Below are 16,560 nucleotides of genomic sequence, written 5' to 3'. Positions count from 1 at the left end.
CTTGTTATATCATATTTATGATATCGAAATATGGGGATATTTGTCATAAAAGTAAAAAATATGAGAAAGGAAAAACTATGAATTTAAAGAAAAAGAGATATATATGGGGATCAATAGCGATATTAGCAGGTATCATTGGAATTATTGTTTTGTATGTATCGGTTACAGCTTCACCGTTGCATTTTGTTTCGCAACGTAATATTGAAATTAATTCAGTTGTTGATTTTTCATCATTTGTAAAGGATGTTAAAGATGGGAATCTTGAAGATGTTACTATTGATAGTTCGGCTGTTAATGTCAAGAAAATTGGAGAATATAATGTTATTTATAAGTATCATGATAAAGAATATTCACTGAAGGTCAAGGTTGTTGATACAACACCGCCAACATTTGACGTTCAATCAAAATCAGTTGCTCTTCATCAAACAATTGCACCTGAGCAATTAGTTAAAAATGTTAAAGATTCAAGTCAGACGCAAGTGACTTTTGCTAAAAAGTATACATTTGATGAATTGGGTGAAAAAGAAGTTGAAATTATAGTCACTGATGAATATGATAATCAAACAACACAGAAAACAAAAGTCAAAGTTGTTGAAGATAAAAAGGCTCCTGAAATTATTGTTGGGAATGCTAGTGTTATTGTTGGAAATGATATTGATTTGAATGCCTTAGCTTCAGTTAAGGATGATTTTGATCCAAAACCAACATTAAAGATTGAAAAAAATGAACTTGATATTCAAAAGAAAGGAAATTATAAAGTTAAATATATTGCTGAAGACGTGTCTGGAAATCGTTCAGAAAAAGAAATTACAATTCAAGTTATTGATAAAACTGGTGAGGATGAAAAGGTTGTCTATTTAACATTTGATGATGGACCATCACGTTATACACCAGAAGTCTTAGACATATTAGAACGTTATCATTGTAAAGCTGCATTTTTTATCACAGGAATGAATAGTTCATATCGTAAATATATTTCAACAGCTCATAATCAGGGACATACAATTGGGTTACATACATATAGTCATAGCTATTCAAAAGTCTATTCTTCAACAGAGGCTTATTTTCAAGATTTAGAAAAAGTAGGTCAATTAGCAAAAGACTATATTGGTTTTGTACCTAAATATATTCGGTTCCCAGGTGGTAGCAGTAATCTTGTTTCAAAAAAATATACTCCAGGTATTATGACTAAACTTAGCAAGATGGTGGAAGATAAAGGATATATTTATTATGATTGGAATGCTGAAAATGGAGATGGATATGCGAAGATGAGTCAATCAGAAATGCTTAAGCGTGCAACATCTTCTTCAGAAAAAAAGATTATGATATTAATGCATGATGCAAATGGTAAACAAAATACAGTTGATATTTTACCAAAGGTTATTGAACATTATCAAAAGAAAGGATATACTTTTAAAGCTATTGATGATTCTGCAATTGTTCCTCATCAACATATTAATAATTAGCCCAGGAGGGCTTTTTTTTAATTTGTCACATATATTGTATAGGTGATATCAATGCGTAAGAATAAAGGAATAATGATTTTTGGAATAATTATGATATATTGTTTGATATTAAAATATCTTTTTGGAGTTCTTTTTCCTTTTATATTGGCTTTTCTTTGTTATTATATTATGAAACCATTAATTGATTTATTGGAAAATTATTTTCATGTCAAAAGAAGTGCTATAGGGATATCTCTTTTATTAGTTATTTATTTATTATTAACTTTGCTGTTAGGAAGTCTTATCACTTATCTTTTCTTTTTCTTTGCAGATATTTTAACAAAATTACCTGTTTACTATGAAACAATGATTGAACCGTTCTTTCAGCAATTTCTTATAACTCTTTCTCAACAATTTTCATTTTTTGGTCAAACTGATATTCTTTCATCAATTCAAAATTTTTTAACTGAAAGTTTTTTTCAGGCGATTTCTTCATTATCCATTATGATTACTCAAATTCCATCATTTATTTTCTCTTTCTTTTTATTTATTATTTCTACTTTCTTTTTGGTTTTAGATTATGATCCAATGCGTGAAAAAATGATATCACTTTGTCATCAAAAAGTATTATATATCATATCTACTGTGAAACAGCGTTGTTTAATTAGTTTAAAAATCTATCTAAAATGTCAACTGATATTAATGTTTTTATGTTTTTTAATACTATGGATAGGTTTTTCTATTTTAAGAATGAAACATCCACTACTCTATGCAGTTATGACAGCATTATTAGATAGTTTGCCATTTATAGGTGTTGGAATTGTTTTAATACCAATGTGTATTGTTTTTATAGTGAAAGGTATTTATTTAAAAGCATTCTATCTTTTTTTAATATATCTTATTATTAATGTTGTTAGAAGTTTATTAGAACCACAAATTATGAATAAACAAATGCAGATTCCTTCCTTTCTATTATTATTATCAATGATGATTCATCTTCATTTCTTTGGTGTGATAGGGATTGTACTTTCACCAATTCATATGAGTTTGATTTATAGTTTCATTGATTCGATGGATTCATCTTTGCACAAGTCAGATGGTTTGATATAATAAGTATGTGGAGGATATATTATGCGTAAAAAATATTTCTTTTTTGATATTGATGGCACACTTACAAATAAACAAACTGGACTAATTGTTCCAAGTGCCAAGCAAACAATTCAAGAATTACAGCGACAAGGGCATTTTGTTGCGATAGCTACAGGAAGAGCTTATTATAAAACAAAAAGATTTGCTAAGGAGGCTGGTATTCATCATATAGTTAGTAATGGTGGAGCAGCCTTAACAATACATGATGAATTGATTGAAAATCGTCCATTAGATCATCAAAAAGCAGTCGATTTATGTCATGAAGCACATAAAAATGGTTATGGTCTACTAATTGCTTATAATGACAGCATAGATGTATTAATGAATGATGAATTATTTATTCAGCAAGTTGGTTATCGTCAGGAGCCAACAAGATACATATTAGATAAAAATTTAACTTATGAAGAAATTGCTGATATTTACAAAATTTATATTGCTATTTCAAAAGATGAAGAGGATCAATTTATATTAAAAGATTCATTAGGTCACATTCGTTTTATGGATGAATATTTGACTTATCAGCATGATGCAAAAGATGAAGGAATCTATAAGATGTTAGAAAAGGTTCATGGTTGCCGAGAAGATGTTATTGTTTTTGGTGATGATTTTAATGATTTAGTGATGTTTAAGACAGAATGGACAAACATTGCAATGGGAAATGCATGTGATGAACTGAAAGAAAAAGCAACGTTTATTACAAAGACAAGTGTTGAGGATGGTATAGAATATGCTTGTAAGCATTTTGGATGGATTTAAGTTTTAAATCTCATTTTATGATGGTAGTTTAAGATAATTTGCGTTATACTTTATATAGATATAGGATGGGAGGAAATCACATGAGTAATCAATATCATCATCATAATGTAAAAACGGTTAGTTTGATTGTTGGTGTTTTTCTAGTTGTGTGTATTGCAGTTGTTTTTATTAGCGGTAATCAGTATCAGAAATATCTAGGATTAACTGAGTATCCAAATTGTATGAAACTTGATGAATATGGTGATCAAGGAAACGAAAAAGGCATTCGTTTTCATACAACAACATTGACACCTGATTATCAGGATGTTTATTCATTAAGCTTTGAGAGTTATTATATGACTTCAACAGATACTGCTTATCATATGTATGCATCATTATTTCATGATTTCAATCAGCAAGATATTGTAAAAACTGATGAAGAAATCATTTCACCAACAGTGAGAGTAAGGACAATTATTAATCAGTCAGATAATATCTATTTTATTGTTCAAAATGATTATACAGTATTTCAAGCTTATGGTAGTCATGATGATATGCATAAAAAACAAAAGTGGTTTGACGTTTTAAGAATTAACTATCAAATTCCTCAAACATTATAATAATAAAAAAAGGTTGAAATACCTTTTTTGGTATCTCACACATTAATTGTATACAATTATACAAAAATATGATATAATAGGGACAATATCAAATAAGGGGTGATTGATGTGAAAGATCGGATTCAGGATTTTTTTGAAAAATCTTTAAAAGAAAATAAAATTGAAAATGAACTCTATAAAACTTATGCTGTCAAAAAAGGATTGCGTAATGAGGATGGGACAGGAGTTTTAGTTGGTCTCACAAAAATATCAGATGTTGTTGGATATAAGAAAGTCAATGGTGAGAAATTAGATGACTTTGGTTCATTGTATTATCGTGGAATTAATGTTAAAGATTTTTTGAAAAGTGGGTATAAGGGTAAAAGATATTTATTTGAAGAAGTTTGTTTTTTGATTTTATTTGGATATTTACCAAACAGTGATGAATTTGAAATGTTTAAAAGGATATTAAGTGATAATTATGAATTACCACCACATTATTTAGAGGGGAATATTTTAGGGTTTCCAGCAAAGAATCTAATGAATAAGCTACAACAGGAAGTTTTAATGTTATATGGTTATGATAGTGATCCTGATAATATAGGAACAAAGGAAACTTTGGAAAAAGGGATTAATTTATTGGCGAAAATACCAAGTATTGTTTGTTATACGTATCAAACCAAAGTTCACTATTTTGATGAACAAAGTTTATTTATTCATCATCCAAATAAGGATTATAGCATTGCTGAAACGATTTTAGCACTTTTAAGAGATGATGGAATATTTACAGAAAAAGAAGCTGAGGTTTTAGATGTGGCACTTGTGTTACATGCTGATCATGGTGGAGGAAATAACTCTACATTTACAAATGTTGTTATTTCTTCAACTGGAACAGATATCTATTCATCTGTTGCTGGAGCCATTGGTTCATTGAAAGGTCCACGACATGGTGGAGCGAATTTGGCTGTTAAAAAACAAATGGAATTAGCCATTGATGAAATTTCTATTCATGCAACTGATGATCAAATCAAGAGTGTTATTCGTCGTATTTTGGATAAGAAATTTAATGATCATAGTGGATTGATTTATGGAATAGGACATGCTGTTTATACATTAAGTGACCCAAGAAGTGAAATTCTTTCTGAAAAATGTAAAGAATTATCACTTGAAAAAAATCGATATGATGAATATATGTTTTATACTCGTTTTGCTGATATTGCTATTGAGGAAATTTATCAAAGAAAAGGTATTCATGTTTGTAGTAATGTTGATTATTATAGTGGATTGGTTTATGATATGCTCAATATTCCAAGTGATCTTTACCCGCTATTGTTTGTTGTTGCAAGAACTGTTGGATGGATTGCACATAATATTGAAAGTAAACTTTATTCTAATCGTATTATTAGACCTGCTACAAAATATGTTGGAGATATGAAAGATTATAAGGATATTGAAGATCGATAGAAATATTGTTTTATTTATTAAAATAAATGAATGTATGAGAAAAGAAACTGTAATTTGAAATGAAACAGTTTCTTTTCTTGTTTTATAAAATTTTTAGACAAAAAAATCCAAGAATGTTCCTTGGATTATTGGATGATTTTTGTCCATTGATATTTGTCTTCTAATTGACCCCATTGAATACCAGTTAAAGTATCATATAATTTCTGAGTTAACTCACCTGTTTTAAAATCATGAATAATTGTTTTTTCACCTTTATAGCATAATTCTCCAATTGGAGAAATAACAGCTGCTGTACCCGTTCCCCATGCTTCTTTTAAAGCACCAGATTTTGCAGCATCCATTAGCTCATCAATACTTAAATCACGTTCTTCAACTTTATAACCCCAGTCTTTTAAGATATGAATAATCGAATCTCTTGTAACACCAGGTAAAACAGAACCATCTAAAGCCGCTGTTACAACGGTATCATTAATTAAGAACATAACATTCATTGTTCCTACTTCTTCAACATATTTTCTATGAACACCATCTAACCAAAGCACCTGTGTATAGCCATTTTGTTCTGCTTTGACTTGAGCTGCAATGCTAGCTGCATAATTTCCACCACATTTTGTAAAACCTGTTCCACCTTTAACAGCTCTTACATATTCATCTTCAACCCAGATTTTAACAGGGTTAACACCTTCAGGATAATAAGCACCAACTGGTGATAAAATGATCATAAATGTATAACTTGTTGCTGGATGAACACCCACACCTGGCTGTGAAGCAAAAACAAATGGACGAATGTACAGTGATGTTTCAGGTGCAGTTGGAATCCAATCTTGTTCAAATTTAACAATCGCTTCAACAGCATCTACAAACATATCTTCAGGAATTTCAGCCATACAGATACGTCTATTTGAATTGATCATTCTTCGTGCATTCATCTCAGGTCTAAATAATAAGATATCACCGTTAGGATTACGATAGGCTTTTAAACCTTCAAATGTTTCTTGCGCATAATGTAAAACCATTGTTGCTGGATCCATAGGAATTGGTCCATATGGTACAATACGTGCATCATGCCATCCCTGTCCTTCATTCCAATCCATCATAAACATGTGATCAGTAAAATATTTACCAAACCCTAAGTTGTTTTGATCGGGTTTATCTTTAAGCATTTTTGCTTTTTCAATTTTGATTTCCATATAAATCCCCCTTTATAATTAATGAAATTATACTCTTTTTTATAAATATAAACAACACATTTTTTTGAATATAAATAAAAATATAATAAAAATTAAGGAATAAGAGAAAAATAATGGAAATATTTGTAGTATTACTTATAGTGTAAATGAAAATAAGAGAGAGGATGTATTGTGAATAACTATATAAAATGTTACGATAATAATAAGGAGGTATTGTTATGTTAAGAATATTATTATGTTGTGGAGGCGGTTTTTCTTCCAGCTATGTAGCAGAAAGAATGAAAAGGGAGATTATTGAGAATCATATGCAAGAACAAGCTATGATTGAATTTTCACCTTTTTCTATTGCTTTAGAAAAAATAAATGAGTTTGATATTATGGTTTGTTGTCCGCATTTAAATATCTATGTCAAACAATTAGTAGAAAAACAGGAGGTACCTATTCCTATTTATATATTGCCACCAAGGATGTATGGAAAAATGGAAATTAAAGAAATTTATCAGGATGCATTAGATATTTTAGATATCTTTTCAAACCATCGTATCAATCCTGTTCATTTTCCAGGAGAAGAGAATGTTTTAAGAATAACGAGACAATGTGCATATAATCATCAAAAAGGAATAAAGAAAAAATGACGAATTAGGTAAAATGATTTTGCAAAGACAATAAATTATACATATTTCGTTGAAATCATAATAAAAATTCGTTATAATACAGGGCGTCTGTCATTTAATTTTGAAAGGAGAAATACAATGGAATATATTACATTGATAGGTATATTAATTATTGTTGTTGGGTTTGCATTAAAACTTGATGTATTAGCAGTTGTTATTGTATCTGGAATTGTGACTGGTTTAGTTTCTGGCATGAATATTGTCGAGGTTTTAGAAATTTTAGGTGAGTCATTTGTCAGTAATAGACTTATGTCAATATTTTTAATTATCTTTCCTGTAATTGCAATTATTGAAAGATACGGATTAAAAGAAAGAGCTGCATATTTAATTGGAAAAATTAAAAATGCTTCAGCTGGAAAGGTCTTATGCATTTATAGTGTTGTACGTTCAGCTGCTTCAGCATTAAATGTGAGAATAGGTGGACATGTTCAATTTGTAAGACCGCTTATTTTACCAATGAGTGAAGCAGCTGCACAAAAAGCAAAAGGTGAAGAATTAACAGAAAAAGAAGATGAAGAAATTAAAGGTTTAGCAGCTGCTGTTGAAAACTATGGCAACTTTTTTGCACAAAATGTTTTTCCTGCTTCAAGTGGTGTTGTTTTGATCCAAGGAACGTTAGTAGGCTTAGGTTTTAAAGATATGACATTATCGATGATTTCATCATCAGCTATTTATATTGCACTGATTTCAGTTGCATTAACATTTGTACAAGTCCTATGGTTTGATATAAAAATGAAAAAAGGAGGTAACAAGTAATGACAGAGTTTTTAGGCGTATATCTTCCTGAATTTTTTTATGTGTTATGTGGATTAGTGAGTTTTGATGCGGCTATTCGTGCAACGAAAAATGAAAAAGCAAAAATTGGAACATCATTATTTTGGTGTATCTTAGGAATTATCTTTATGTTTGGGAAACTGATTCCATCAGTTGTGACTGGTGGATTACTGGTTATTATGGGATGTTTAACAGCGACGAAACAAGTGAAGATGGGCAAATTTGTAGAATCAACAGCAGAGGCTCGTCAAGCTGCAAGTGAGAAGGTGGGAAGTAAAATCTTTATTCCTGCTGTTTCAATTGGAATTATGGCATTGATTTTATCGTTTATTAAATATAGTTCAAACGCTTTCTACTTCTCATTTAGAAATTTTACTTTCCCATTATTTTCATTTGGAGGAACAGGTGATAAAATTGTTGCTTTAGATGGTGCTGTGATGACTGGAACAGCTTGTCTTGTTGCATTGATTTTAGCCATTGTTATTTGTAAACCAAGAGTTTCTGAGACGCGTTCTGATACATCACGACTACTTATGCAGGTTGGAGCATCTTGTTTATTGCCTCAGTTATTAGGTGCATTAGGTGAAGTGTTTAAAGTTGCGGGAGTTGGAGAAGTGATTTCAAAAATTATTTCTAGTGTAGTGCCATCAGGGAATATTGTGATTGGTGTCATTGTTTATGTTTTAGGAATGGTTATCTTTACAATGATTATGGGTAATGCTTTTGCAGCTTTTACGGTGATTACGATTGGAATTGGATATCCATTTGTTATTGCACAAGGTGGAAATCCTGCTGTTATTGGAGCTTTAGGTATGACTGCTGGATATTGTGGTACACTTATGACACCAATGGCAGCTAATTTCAATATTGTGCCTTGTGCGGTCTTAGAAACAAAAGATCAAAAATGGGCAGTTATTAAGGCACAGTTACCAATGGCTCTAATTATGATTGTTATACATATTATTTTAATGTTAGTATTAGGATTCTAGGAGGAGACTTATGAAAATTTTAGTAACAGGGTTTGATCCCTTTGGGGGCGAAAAAATTAATCCAGCGATTGAATCTGTGAAGAAATTACCAGATACAATTGCTGATGCGGAAATCATTAAATTAGAAATTCCTACAGTATGCCATCGTTCATTAGAAGTTATCGATCAAGCTATTGAAAAATATGATCCTGATGTTGTCTTATCAATTGGACAAGCAGGGGGAAGAACAGACATTACTGTAGAGAGAGTTGGGATTAATATAGATGATTGTCGCATTCCAGATAATGCTGGTCAACAGATTATTGATGAACCTGTATTCGCTGATGGACCAGCAGCCTACTTTGTTAATTTACCAATCAAAGCAATGGTTGCTCGTATTCAGGAACATCAAATTCCTGCTTCTGTATCAAATAGTGCAGGAACATTTGTATGTAATCATGTGACATATGGTGTTCGTCATATTGTTGAAACAAAATATCCAGGCAAGAGAAGTGGTTTTATACATATTCCTTTTTTACCACAACAAGTCATTGACAAAAAAAACATGCCAAGTATGAGTCTAGATACGATTGTAGAAGCTATTACAGTTGCAATTGAGGCTATTGTAGATACAAAAGTAGACTTAAAAGTGACTGGTGGAGCAACACATTAATGAAACAAAAAATATTTGTTTATGGAACGTTAAGAAAAGGAATGTATAATTATGATTTGTTTTTAAGAAATGAAAATTCATTTCGCTATTACGCATATGCAAAAGGAAGTCTTATGAGTATTTGTGCTAAAGTTTATCCTGCTTATTTAAAAGAAGGACATGATATGATTTTAGGTGAAATTCATGAAGTTAGTGAAGAAACTATGGAACTTATTGATAAACTTGAAGGCTATGTTGCTCCAGATTATCCTAAGAATGAATATAATAAAGAATTATGTGATATCTATAATGAACAAGGAAAAAAAATTGAACAGGCTTATATTTATGTTTATAACATGAATAATCCAACCAATGTTTCTTTGCTTGGAAATGATATTGAATCACATGATTATGTAGAATATATTCAGAAAGTTAAATTGCGTGAAAACAGCTTATTCGATTATGATGTCGAATAAGCTGTTTTTCTTTTATTCTATGATTTCTATTTGCATTGATTTCATAACATCAATACTTTCTAGATGAACTTTCTCATCAGCACTTGCAGTTCCTCTTAAATCTACACATATAGGTGTATCAGGTTGTGCGGCTTTGGCCATAATAGCATTAGATAAAACACAAATGTGAGAAACAACTCCTACAAATGTAATATCTTTATATTCTTTACCCTCTAAATAATAAGCTAAATCTAATGATGGAAATGTAGGCTTTTTAAAACATAAACAATCTTGTAATAATTCCCCAACTTTGCCATAAAGTTCCCATCCTTCAGTATGCTCAATACAATGTTCTACTGGTAAATGCTTTCCTTCGTATGTTTCTAGATAACTATTTGTATGGGTATCCATTGTATAAACAATTTCATCCCCATTCATATGATACTCCTTAATAAGATTGACAATATGGTTTTCTAATTCTTTAGCTTTTTCAAATCCTAAGCTTCCTGATACAAAATCATTTTGAAAATCTACGACAACTAATAATCTCTTCATATTTTCACCCCGTTTTTATATATTTTACCAAAATCTGTTGACTTGTCAATCAATTCATTATATAATCATATTGTCATATGAATAATTGTTCATATGACGGGAGGAAACTATGGATAAATCAACGATTGTTAACCAAAAAGTGGTTGATCAAGTGACAAAATCATTGCCTGATGAGGAAATTTTGTATGATGTTGCAGAGTTATTTAAAGTTTTTGGCGATTCTACACGAATTAAAATTATATGTGCACTCTTTGAATCAGAAATGTGTGTTTATGATTTGGCTGCAACTTTGCAAATGACACAATCAGCAATTTCACATCAGTTAAGAATATTAAAAACAGCTAATCTTGTTAAATTTAGAAGAGATGGAAAAATGATGTATTATTCATTGGATGATGAACATGTACAACAAATCTTCGATGCTGGGTATAAACATGTTATTGAATAGGAGCGAATAAATATGATAAAAAAATATGTAATTAAAAATCTTGATTGTGCTTCATGTGCTCAAAAGATTGAAGATATGATCAATAAAAGAAATGATATAAATGAATGTACACTATCGTTTGCTAATGAATTACTCATGATTGAATCAGATAATGAGATTGATATTCATGAGTTAGAAAAAGCTATACAAAAATTAGAGCCAGAGGTTACACTTGAAGAAAAAGATAAACATTCACGTCAATCCAAACATCATCATAGTGAACATACTCATCACCATGATGATGGAGAAACATGTGCTCATGAACATCATCATGGAGAAGGTGAAACTTGCGGATGCGGACATGAACATCATCACGATCATGAACATTGTGATTGTGGTCATGAACATAGTGAGGATCATCGCTTATTAGATGCAAAGAATGTTATTGCATATCATGTTGCAGGACTTGATTGTGCTTCATGTGCTATGAAAGTTGAAGAAGCCATTCAAAAGATGGAAGAAGTAGAAAAAGCTGTTTTAAATTTTTCAACAGAAACATTACAAGTGAAACCACATGGGCAAGTGAGTAAAGATAATTTGTTTCATGCTTTACAAAAGACGATTGATCATGTTGAGGATGGAGTTGCTTTATCTTATAAAGATGAGAAACGTGTTATTGAAAAACCTAAACTTTTTGTTTGGAAAGATCATTTGTCTTTAATTGTTGGAGTTATTATCTATATTGTTAGTATATTATTGAAAACTCAATCATTTGCATTTATTGGATTTTTAGCTGCTTATGTATTGATTGGATATGATGTTATTTTAAAGGCAATGAAAAATATATTAAGAGGAGAAATCTTTGATGAAAATTTCTTAATGAGTGTTGCTACTATTGGGGCATTTATTATAGGTGATTATGCTGAAGCAGTAGCAGTGTTGTTGTTTTATTCTATTGGTGAAATTTTTCAATCTTATGCTGTGAATAAAACGAGAAGTTCTATTTCTTCATTGATGGATATTAAGAGTGAGTATGCAAACTTAAAAACATCACAAGGTGTTATGAAAGTAGAACCTGATGAAGTGAAAGTTGGAGATATACTTGTTGTTAAAGTGGGAGAAAAAATCCCATTAGATGGAATTGTCATAAGTGGACATTCTATGCTTGATACGTCAAGTTTAACAGGTGAATCAGTTCCACGAGAAGTGAGTCAAAATGAAGATGTTTTAGCAGGCGTTGTTAATTTAACAGAAATCTTAGAAGTGAAAGTAACAAAACCATATGTTGACTCTACAGTTTCAAAAATTTTAGAACTTATGGAAAATGCTGCAAGTAAAAAAGCACCAATTGAGAAGTTTATTACAAGATTTGCAAAAATCTATACACCTACTGTTGTTGGATTAGCTGTCTTATTAGCTATTGTTCCAATGTTTATCTTTGAGGATGCAATCTTTAATGAATGGCTATATCGTGCTTTGACATTTTTGGTAGTTTCTTGTCCTTGTGCACTGGTTATTTCTATTCCTTTAGGATTATATGCAGGATTAGGGAAAGCTAGTAAATTAGGTGCTTTAATTAAAGGTGGAAATTATTTAGAACTATTAAAAGATGTGGATACAGTTGTTTTTGATAAAACAGGAACATTAACAAAAGGATCATTTGATGTTGTTGAAGTTAATGGTAATGATGATTTATTAATGTATGGAGCTTATGGTGAGTTTTATAGTAATCATCCTATTGCTAAAAGTATTGTAGCAAAATATCATCAGGATATTGATGAGAGTCAAATACATGATTTTAAAGAGATTGCAGGTAAAGGAATCGATGTGAAGATTCTTGATAAACATGTTGTTTTAGGAAATGCATCTTTCTTTGCTGATCAGAAAATTGAAATTATTGAACCAACGACTGTAGGGACAATTGTTTATGTAGCAATTGATGGACAGTTTGCAGGATCTATTGTTGTTGCTGATCAAATAAAAGAAACAACAATAAAAGGTATTCAGGCATTAAAACAAGTAGGAATTAAAAATACAGTTATGTTAACTGGAGATCATCATCGTGTGGCTCAGGATGTGGCTAAAAAATTAGGTATTGATACTGTTTACAGTGAATTATTACCTCAAGATAAGGTTGCTAAAGTTGAACAATTATTAAATCAAAAACATGGTTATGTTGCTTTTGTTGGAGATGGCATTAATGATGCACCAGTTCTTGCAAGAGCAGATGTTGGTATTGCTATGGGTGGGGTTGGTAGTGATGCAGCTATTGAAGCAGCAGATGTTGTTTTAATGCAAGATAATATTGAAACGATTAAAGATGCGATTGTCATATCACATAAAACAAATAAAATTTTAAAACAAAATGTGACATTTACTTTAGTCATTAAAATTGGGGTTTTATTACTAACGATGTTTGGATTGTCTAATATGTGGATGGGTGTTTTTGCTGATGTAGGTGTAACACTGGTTGCTATTTTAAATTCAATGCGTGTATTACGATGAAAGAAACATTTTGTTTAGATAATCATCCAAGTATTGAAAGACTCATTTATGAAAAAGGGTGGCTACAGTTAGGCGATGTTGAAAAAGTGAAAGCTATTTATAATTTTGTTTCCAATGATATCCTCTTTGGTTATAATAAAGAGGATTATCGTCTGGCAAGTCTGATTTTAAAAGATGGATATGGACAATGTAATACAAAAGCTATCTTATTAATGGATTTATTAAGATACTGTCATATCGAGTGTCGATTACATGGAGCAACTGTTGATAAAGCTTTACAAAAGGGAATTTTAAGTGGGATCATCTATCATTTATCTCCACAGGAGATTATTCATAGTTGGGTAGAGGTTTTTATACAGGGAAACTGGTATGTGTGTGAAGGTGTTATTTTAGATAAAAATTATTTATTGGCTATTCAAAATAGATATCCTCAAAAGATAAAATTTTGTGGTTATGCAGTGGCTGTTAAGAATTTACAAACAGTTGATGTAAACTGGTCTTTAAATGATACTTATATTCAAAAAGAAGCGCTTGTCAAAGACTTAGGAATATACAAAACACCGGATGATTTTTATCAAAATTATCATCAAAATATTAATATCTTGAAACGATGGGTATACCAGCATATTGTTAGACACTGGATGAATCATAAAGTTAAGAAATTAAGAGGTGGAAAATAGTTTTCTACTTCTTTTCTTTAAATCAAAATCGATGGTTTCAAAACATCTAAAAATAAGTTATAATAGAAGAAATGGGGTGGAGTTATGACTTTAGATGAAGTTCAGCCAGGAAAGATGGTTGTGATTGAATCAGTCGGTGGTCAAGGTTTATTAAGACGCCGTTTATTAGAAATGGGTTTAACGCCTAAAACAAAGATTAAAGTACGGAAGATTGCACCAATGGGTGATCCTATTGAAGTTTATTTACGCAGTTATGTTTTAACATTAAGAAAAGATGATGCTTCCAGAATTGAAGTTAGGGAGGAACATGATGAATAGAAAAATAGCATTGATAGGTAATCAGAATTGTGGGAAAACAACTTTATTTAATGCTTTAACAGGTTCTTCTCAGCATGTTGGTAATTTTCCAGGTGTGACAGTTGAACAAAAAAAAGGTTTTATAAAAAAACATAAAGATGAATTTGAATTAATTGATTTACCAGGTATCTATTCTTTATCGCCATACACATCAGAGGAAATTGTTTCAATCCAATATTTATTAGAAGAACATCCAGATCTTATTATTAATATTGTTGATGCAACTAATATTGAAAGAAACCTTTATTTAACAATGCAGTTAATGGAATTAAACATTCCTATTATTCTTGTCTTAAATATGATGGATGAAGTTGTGGCGAGTGGAAACTGTATAGATATGGATGGTTTGAAAGAACGCTTAGGGATGGAAATTGTTCCTATTTCTGCAAGTAAAAATGAAGGAATTGAAGATGTTATTACTGCAATTGAAAAGAATATAGGAAAACCTGCAAGACACTTAGATTTATGTCATGGTCCTGTTCATAAAGCAATTCATTCTATCTCACATATTGTTGAACAGCGTGTTCATGGGTTGCATTTACCATTAAGGTATTGTGTAACAAAACTGATTGAAGGCGATGAAGATATGTTTAGAACTTTGGATGTGAGCGATAATGATCGTCATATTATTGAACATATTTTAGAAGGAATGGAAGCTGAATCTGAAACAGATCGTGAAGCTGCTTTGGTTGATATGCGTTATTCTTTTATTGAAGAAGTTTGTTATTATTGTGTTTTTAGTGAGTGTGAAACAAAAGAGCAAGTTCGTTCAGAAAAGATTGATTGTCTTTTAACACATAAGTATTTAGGAATTCCAATTTTTATATTAATTATGTTATTAATCTTTTATTTGACCTTTTACCTTATAGGAGCACCTTTGCAAGATTTAATGGATCAAGGGATAACGATCTTATCGGATACACTTGTATCATTATTAGAAAAAGGACAAGTTGCTTATTGGCCCCTGTGTGCCTTGATTGGTGATGGTATTTTAGCAGGTGTTGGGAGTGTTTTATCATTTTTGCCTGTGATTGTCATCTTGTTCTTCTTTTTATCATTATTAGAAGATAGTGGTTATATGGCACGTGTTGCATTTGTTATGGATAAGGCATTAAGAAAAATTGGGTTATCAGGTCGATCATTTGTTCCTATGTTGATTGGATTTGGATGTAGTGTTCCAGCTATTATGGCGACGCGTACATTATCAAGTGATCGTGATCGAAAGATGACAATTGTTTTAACACCGTTTATGTCTTGTAGTGCGAAATTGCCTATTTATGGAATGATTATTGCGGCTTTTTTTCCAACGAAAGCTGCTATTGTAATGATGACAATTTATTGCATTGGAATATTGGTGGCTATTGTTTCAGCAATGTTACTGAAAAGTACTGTATTTTTGGGAGAACCTGTTCCTTTTGTATTGGAATTACCTGCTTATCGTATTCCAACTTTAAAGAATGTTTTATTGAATGTATGGGATAAAGCTAAGGATTTTATTCGTAAAGCTTTTACTGTTATTTTTATTGCATCTATAGTGATTTGGTTTTTACAGAGTTTTAATTTTAGATTTGAAATGATTACAGATAGTAGCCAAAGTATTTTAGCAGCTATTGGCTCATTTGTAGCACCTATATTTGAACCATTGGGCTTTGGTGATTGGCGTGCATCAACGGCATTAATGACAGGTATTACAGCTAAAGAATCAGTTGTATCGACATTAACTGTTTTAACACAGGCTTCAAATACAATTGCTTTAAATAATGCTTTAGCAGCTATATTTACACCATTAAGTGCATTTACATTTTTAGTGTTTACAGTATTATATATGCCTTGTATTGCAGCTTTTGCAGCAACAAAGCGTGAATTGGGTTCATGGCGACAAGCCATTGCGACAGTTATGTTTCAAACTGGAATGGCTTATATTGTTGCAT

17 protein-coding genes are annotated in these 16,560 nt (G+C 30.9%); 15 read left to right on the top strand and 2 right to left on the bottom strand.

The window, feature by feature from the left end:
* Positions 1–77: 77 nt before the first annotated feature.
* The 5 genes from BN350_RS03065 to BN350_RS03045 all read left to right on the top strand — a co-directional run bounded on the left by BN350_RS03065 (position 78) and on the right by BN350_RS03045 (position 5,392).
* Positions 78–1,466 (top strand): polysaccharide deacetylase family protein, encoded by a 1,389-nt coding sequence (locus BN350_RS03065; RefSeq protein ID WP_028042278.1) that lies wholly within the window; start codon positions 78–80, stop codon positions 1,464–1,466.
* Positions 1,467–1,517: 51 nt separating this feature from the next.
* Positions 1,518–2,555 carry an AI-2E family transporter gene (locus tag BN350_RS03060; RefSeq protein ID WP_028042277.1) on the top strand — a complete coding sequence of 346 codons (1,038 nt, stop codon included), beginning with the start codon at positions 1,518–1,520 and terminating at the stop codon, positions 2,553–2,555.
* A 21-nt stretch (positions 2,556–2,576) separates the two neighbouring features.
* Positions 2,577–3,350 carry an HAD-IIB family hydrolase gene (locus tag BN350_RS03055; protein ID WP_028042276.1) on the top strand — a complete coding sequence of 258 codons (774 nt, stop codon included), beginning with the start codon at positions 2,577–2,579 and terminating at the stop codon, positions 3,348–3,350.
* Between the two features lie 80 nt (positions 3,351–3,430).
* A complete protein-coding gene (locus tag BN350_RS03050) occupies positions 3,431–3,949 on the top strand; it encodes a hypothetical protein (protein ID WP_044600082.1) in 519 nt (172 codons plus the stop codon).
* A 108-nt stretch (positions 3,950–4,057) separates the two neighbouring features.
* Positions 4,058–5,392 carry a citrate synthase gene (locus tag BN350_RS03045; protein ID WP_028042274.1) on the top strand — a complete coding sequence of 445 codons (1,335 nt, stop codon included), beginning with the start codon at positions 4,058–4,060 and terminating at the stop codon, positions 5,390–5,392.
* A gap of 125 nt (positions 5,393–5,517) precedes the next feature.
* Here BN350_RS03045 and BN350_RS03040 read toward each other — a convergent pair whose 3' ends face one another.
* Positions 5,518–6,582 (bottom strand): branched-chain amino acid aminotransferase, encoded by a 1,065-nt coding sequence (locus tag BN350_RS03040; protein ID WP_028042273.1) that lies wholly within the window; start codon positions 6,580–6,582, stop codon positions 5,518–5,520.
* A gap of 218 nt (positions 6,583–6,800) precedes the next feature.
* Between BN350_RS03040 and BN350_RS03035 the strand changes: the two genes are divergently transcribed.
* From BN350_RS03035 to BN350_RS03015, 5 genes are all read left to right on the top strand, one after another.
* Positions 6,801–7,217 (top strand): PTS sugar transporter subunit IIB, encoded by a 417-nt coding sequence (locus BN350_RS03035; RefSeq protein ID WP_028042272.1) that lies wholly within the window; start codon positions 6,801–6,803, stop codon positions 7,215–7,217.
* A gap of 117 nt (positions 7,218–7,334) precedes the next feature.
* Positions 7,335–8,012: a DUF969 domain-containing protein gene (locus tag BN350_RS03030; RefSeq protein ID WP_028042271.1), complete on the top strand. Its 678-nt coding sequence runs from the start codon at positions 7,335–7,337 to the stop codon at positions 8,010–8,012.
* The gene (locus BN350_RS03025; RefSeq protein WP_028042270.1) at positions 8,012–9,019 is read left to right on the top strand and encodes a DUF979 domain-containing protein; all 1,008 of its coding nucleotides are present in this window, start codon (positions 8,012–8,014) and stop codon (positions 9,017–9,019) included. Before BN350_RS03030 ends, BN350_RS03025 begins: the two co-directional genes overlap by 1 nt.
* A 10-nt stretch (positions 9,020–9,029) precedes the next feature.
* Positions 9,030–9,671, top strand: coding sequence for a pyroglutamyl-peptidase I (gene pcp / locus BN350_RS03020; RefSeq protein WP_028042269.1), 642 nt, complete (start codon positions 9,030–9,032; stop codon positions 9,669–9,671).
* Positions 9,671–10,126 carry a gamma-glutamylcyclotransferase family protein gene (locus BN350_RS03015; protein WP_028042268.1) on the top strand — a complete coding sequence of 152 codons (456 nt, stop codon included), beginning with the start codon at positions 9,671–9,673 and terminating at the stop codon, positions 10,124–10,126. Before pcp ends, BN350_RS03015 begins: the two co-directional genes overlap by 1 nt.
* 12 nt (positions 10,127–10,138) lie before the next feature.
* Here the strand turns inward: BN350_RS03015 and BN350_RS03010 are convergent, their stop codons facing one another.
* Complete coding sequence (locus BN350_RS03010; RefSeq protein WP_028042267.1) at positions 10,139–10,660, bottom strand: cysteine hydrolase family protein; 522 nt, start codon at positions 10,658–10,660, stop codon at positions 10,139–10,141.
* 109 nt (positions 10,661–10,769) lie between these two features.
* On the opposite strand from BN350_RS03010, the gene BN350_RS03005 reads away from it, so the two are divergent.
* From BN350_RS03005 to feoB, 5 genes are all read left to right on the top strand, one after another.
* Positions 10,770–11,108, top strand: a complete 339-nt coding sequence (locus BN350_RS03005) for an ArsR/SmtB family transcription factor (protein WP_028042266.1) — start codon at positions 10,770–10,772, stop codon at positions 11,106–11,108.
* Positions 11,109–11,120: 12 nt separating this feature from the next.
* Positions 11,121–13,592 carry a heavy metal translocating P-type ATPase gene (locus BN350_RS03000; protein WP_028042265.1) on the top strand — a complete coding sequence of 824 codons (2,472 nt, stop codon included), beginning with the start codon at positions 11,121–11,123 and terminating at the stop codon, positions 13,590–13,592.
* A complete protein-coding gene (locus BN350_RS02995) occupies positions 13,589–14,272 on the top strand; it encodes a transglutaminase-like domain-containing protein (RefSeq protein WP_049945494.1) in 684 nt (227 codons plus the stop codon). Before BN350_RS03000 ends, BN350_RS02995 begins: the two co-directional genes overlap by 4 nt.
* An 84-nt stretch (positions 14,273–14,356) precedes the next feature.
* On the top strand, positions 14,357–14,590 hold the full coding sequence (locus tag BN350_RS02990; RefSeq protein WP_028042263.1) for a FeoA family protein: 234 nt from the start codon (positions 14,357–14,359) through the stop codon (positions 14,588–14,590).
* On the top strand, positions 14,580–16,560 hold a 1,981-nt coding region (gene feoB, locus BN350_RS18365; protein ID WP_044600081.1), incomplete at its 3' end, for a ferrous iron transport protein B. The genes BN350_RS02990 and feoB, both read left to right, overlap by 11 nt.

The organism is Candidatus Stoquefichus massiliensis AP9 (assembly GCF_000455285.1).
GTDB classification, from domain to species: Bacteria; Bacillota_I; Bacilli_A; order Erysipelotrichales; family Coprobacillaceae; genus Stoquefichus; species Stoquefichus massiliensis.
This window is presented reverse-complemented; position numbering and strand designations above follow the sequence as displayed.

Coding starts and splice junctions, on each gene's coding strand:
- BN350_RS03065 (WP_028042278.1), top strand. CDS start 78: ATGAATTTAAAGAAAAAGAGATATATATGGGGATCAATAGCGATATTA.
- BN350_RS03060 (WP_028042277.1), top strand. CDS start 1,518: ATGCGTAAGAATAAAGGAATAATGATTTTTGGAATAATTATGATATAT.
- BN350_RS03055 (WP_028042276.1), top strand. CDS start 2,577: ATGCGTAAAAAATATTTCTTTTTTGATATTGATGGCACACTTACAAAT.
- BN350_RS03050 (WP_044600082.1), top strand. CDS start 3,431: ATGAGTAATCAATATCATCATCATAATGTAAAAACGGTTAGTTTGATT.
- BN350_RS03040 (WP_028042273.1), bottom strand. CDS start 6,582: ATGGAAATCAAAATTGAAAAAGCAAAAATGCTTAAAGATAAACCCGAT.
- BN350_RS03035 (WP_028042272.1), top strand. CDS start 6,801: ATGTTAAGAATATTATTATGTTGTGGAGGCGGTTTTTCTTCCAGCTAT.
- BN350_RS03030 (WP_028042271.1), top strand. CDS start 7,335: ATGGAATATATTACATTGATAGGTATATTAATTATTGTTGTTGGGTTT.
- BN350_RS03025 (WP_028042270.1), top strand. CDS start 8,012: ATGACAGAGTTTTTAGGCGTATATCTTCCTGAATTTTTTTATGTGTTA.
- pcp (WP_028042269.1), top strand. CDS start 9,030: ATGAAAATTTTAGTAACAGGGTTTGATCCCTTTGGGGGCGAAAAAATT.
- BN350_RS03015 (WP_028042268.1), top strand. CDS start 9,671: ATGAAACAAAAAATATTTGTTTATGGAACGTTAAGAAAAGGAATGTAT.
- BN350_RS03010 (WP_028042267.1), bottom strand. CDS start 10,660: ATGAAGAGATTATTAGTTGTCGTAGATTTTCAAAATGATTTTGTATCA.
- BN350_RS03005 (WP_028042266.1), top strand. CDS start 10,770: ATGGATAAATCAACGATTGTTAACCAAAAAGTGGTTGATCAAGTGACA.
- BN350_RS03000 (WP_028042265.1), top strand. CDS start 11,121: ATGATAAAAAAATATGTAATTAAAAATCTTGATTGTGCTTCATGTGCT.
- BN350_RS02995 (WP_049945494.1), top strand. CDS start 13,589: ATGAAAGAAACATTTTGTTTAGATAATCATCCAAGTATTGAAAGACTC.
- BN350_RS02990 (WP_028042263.1), top strand. CDS start 14,357: ATGACTTTAGATGAAGTTCAGCCAGGAAAGATGGTTGTGATTGAATCA.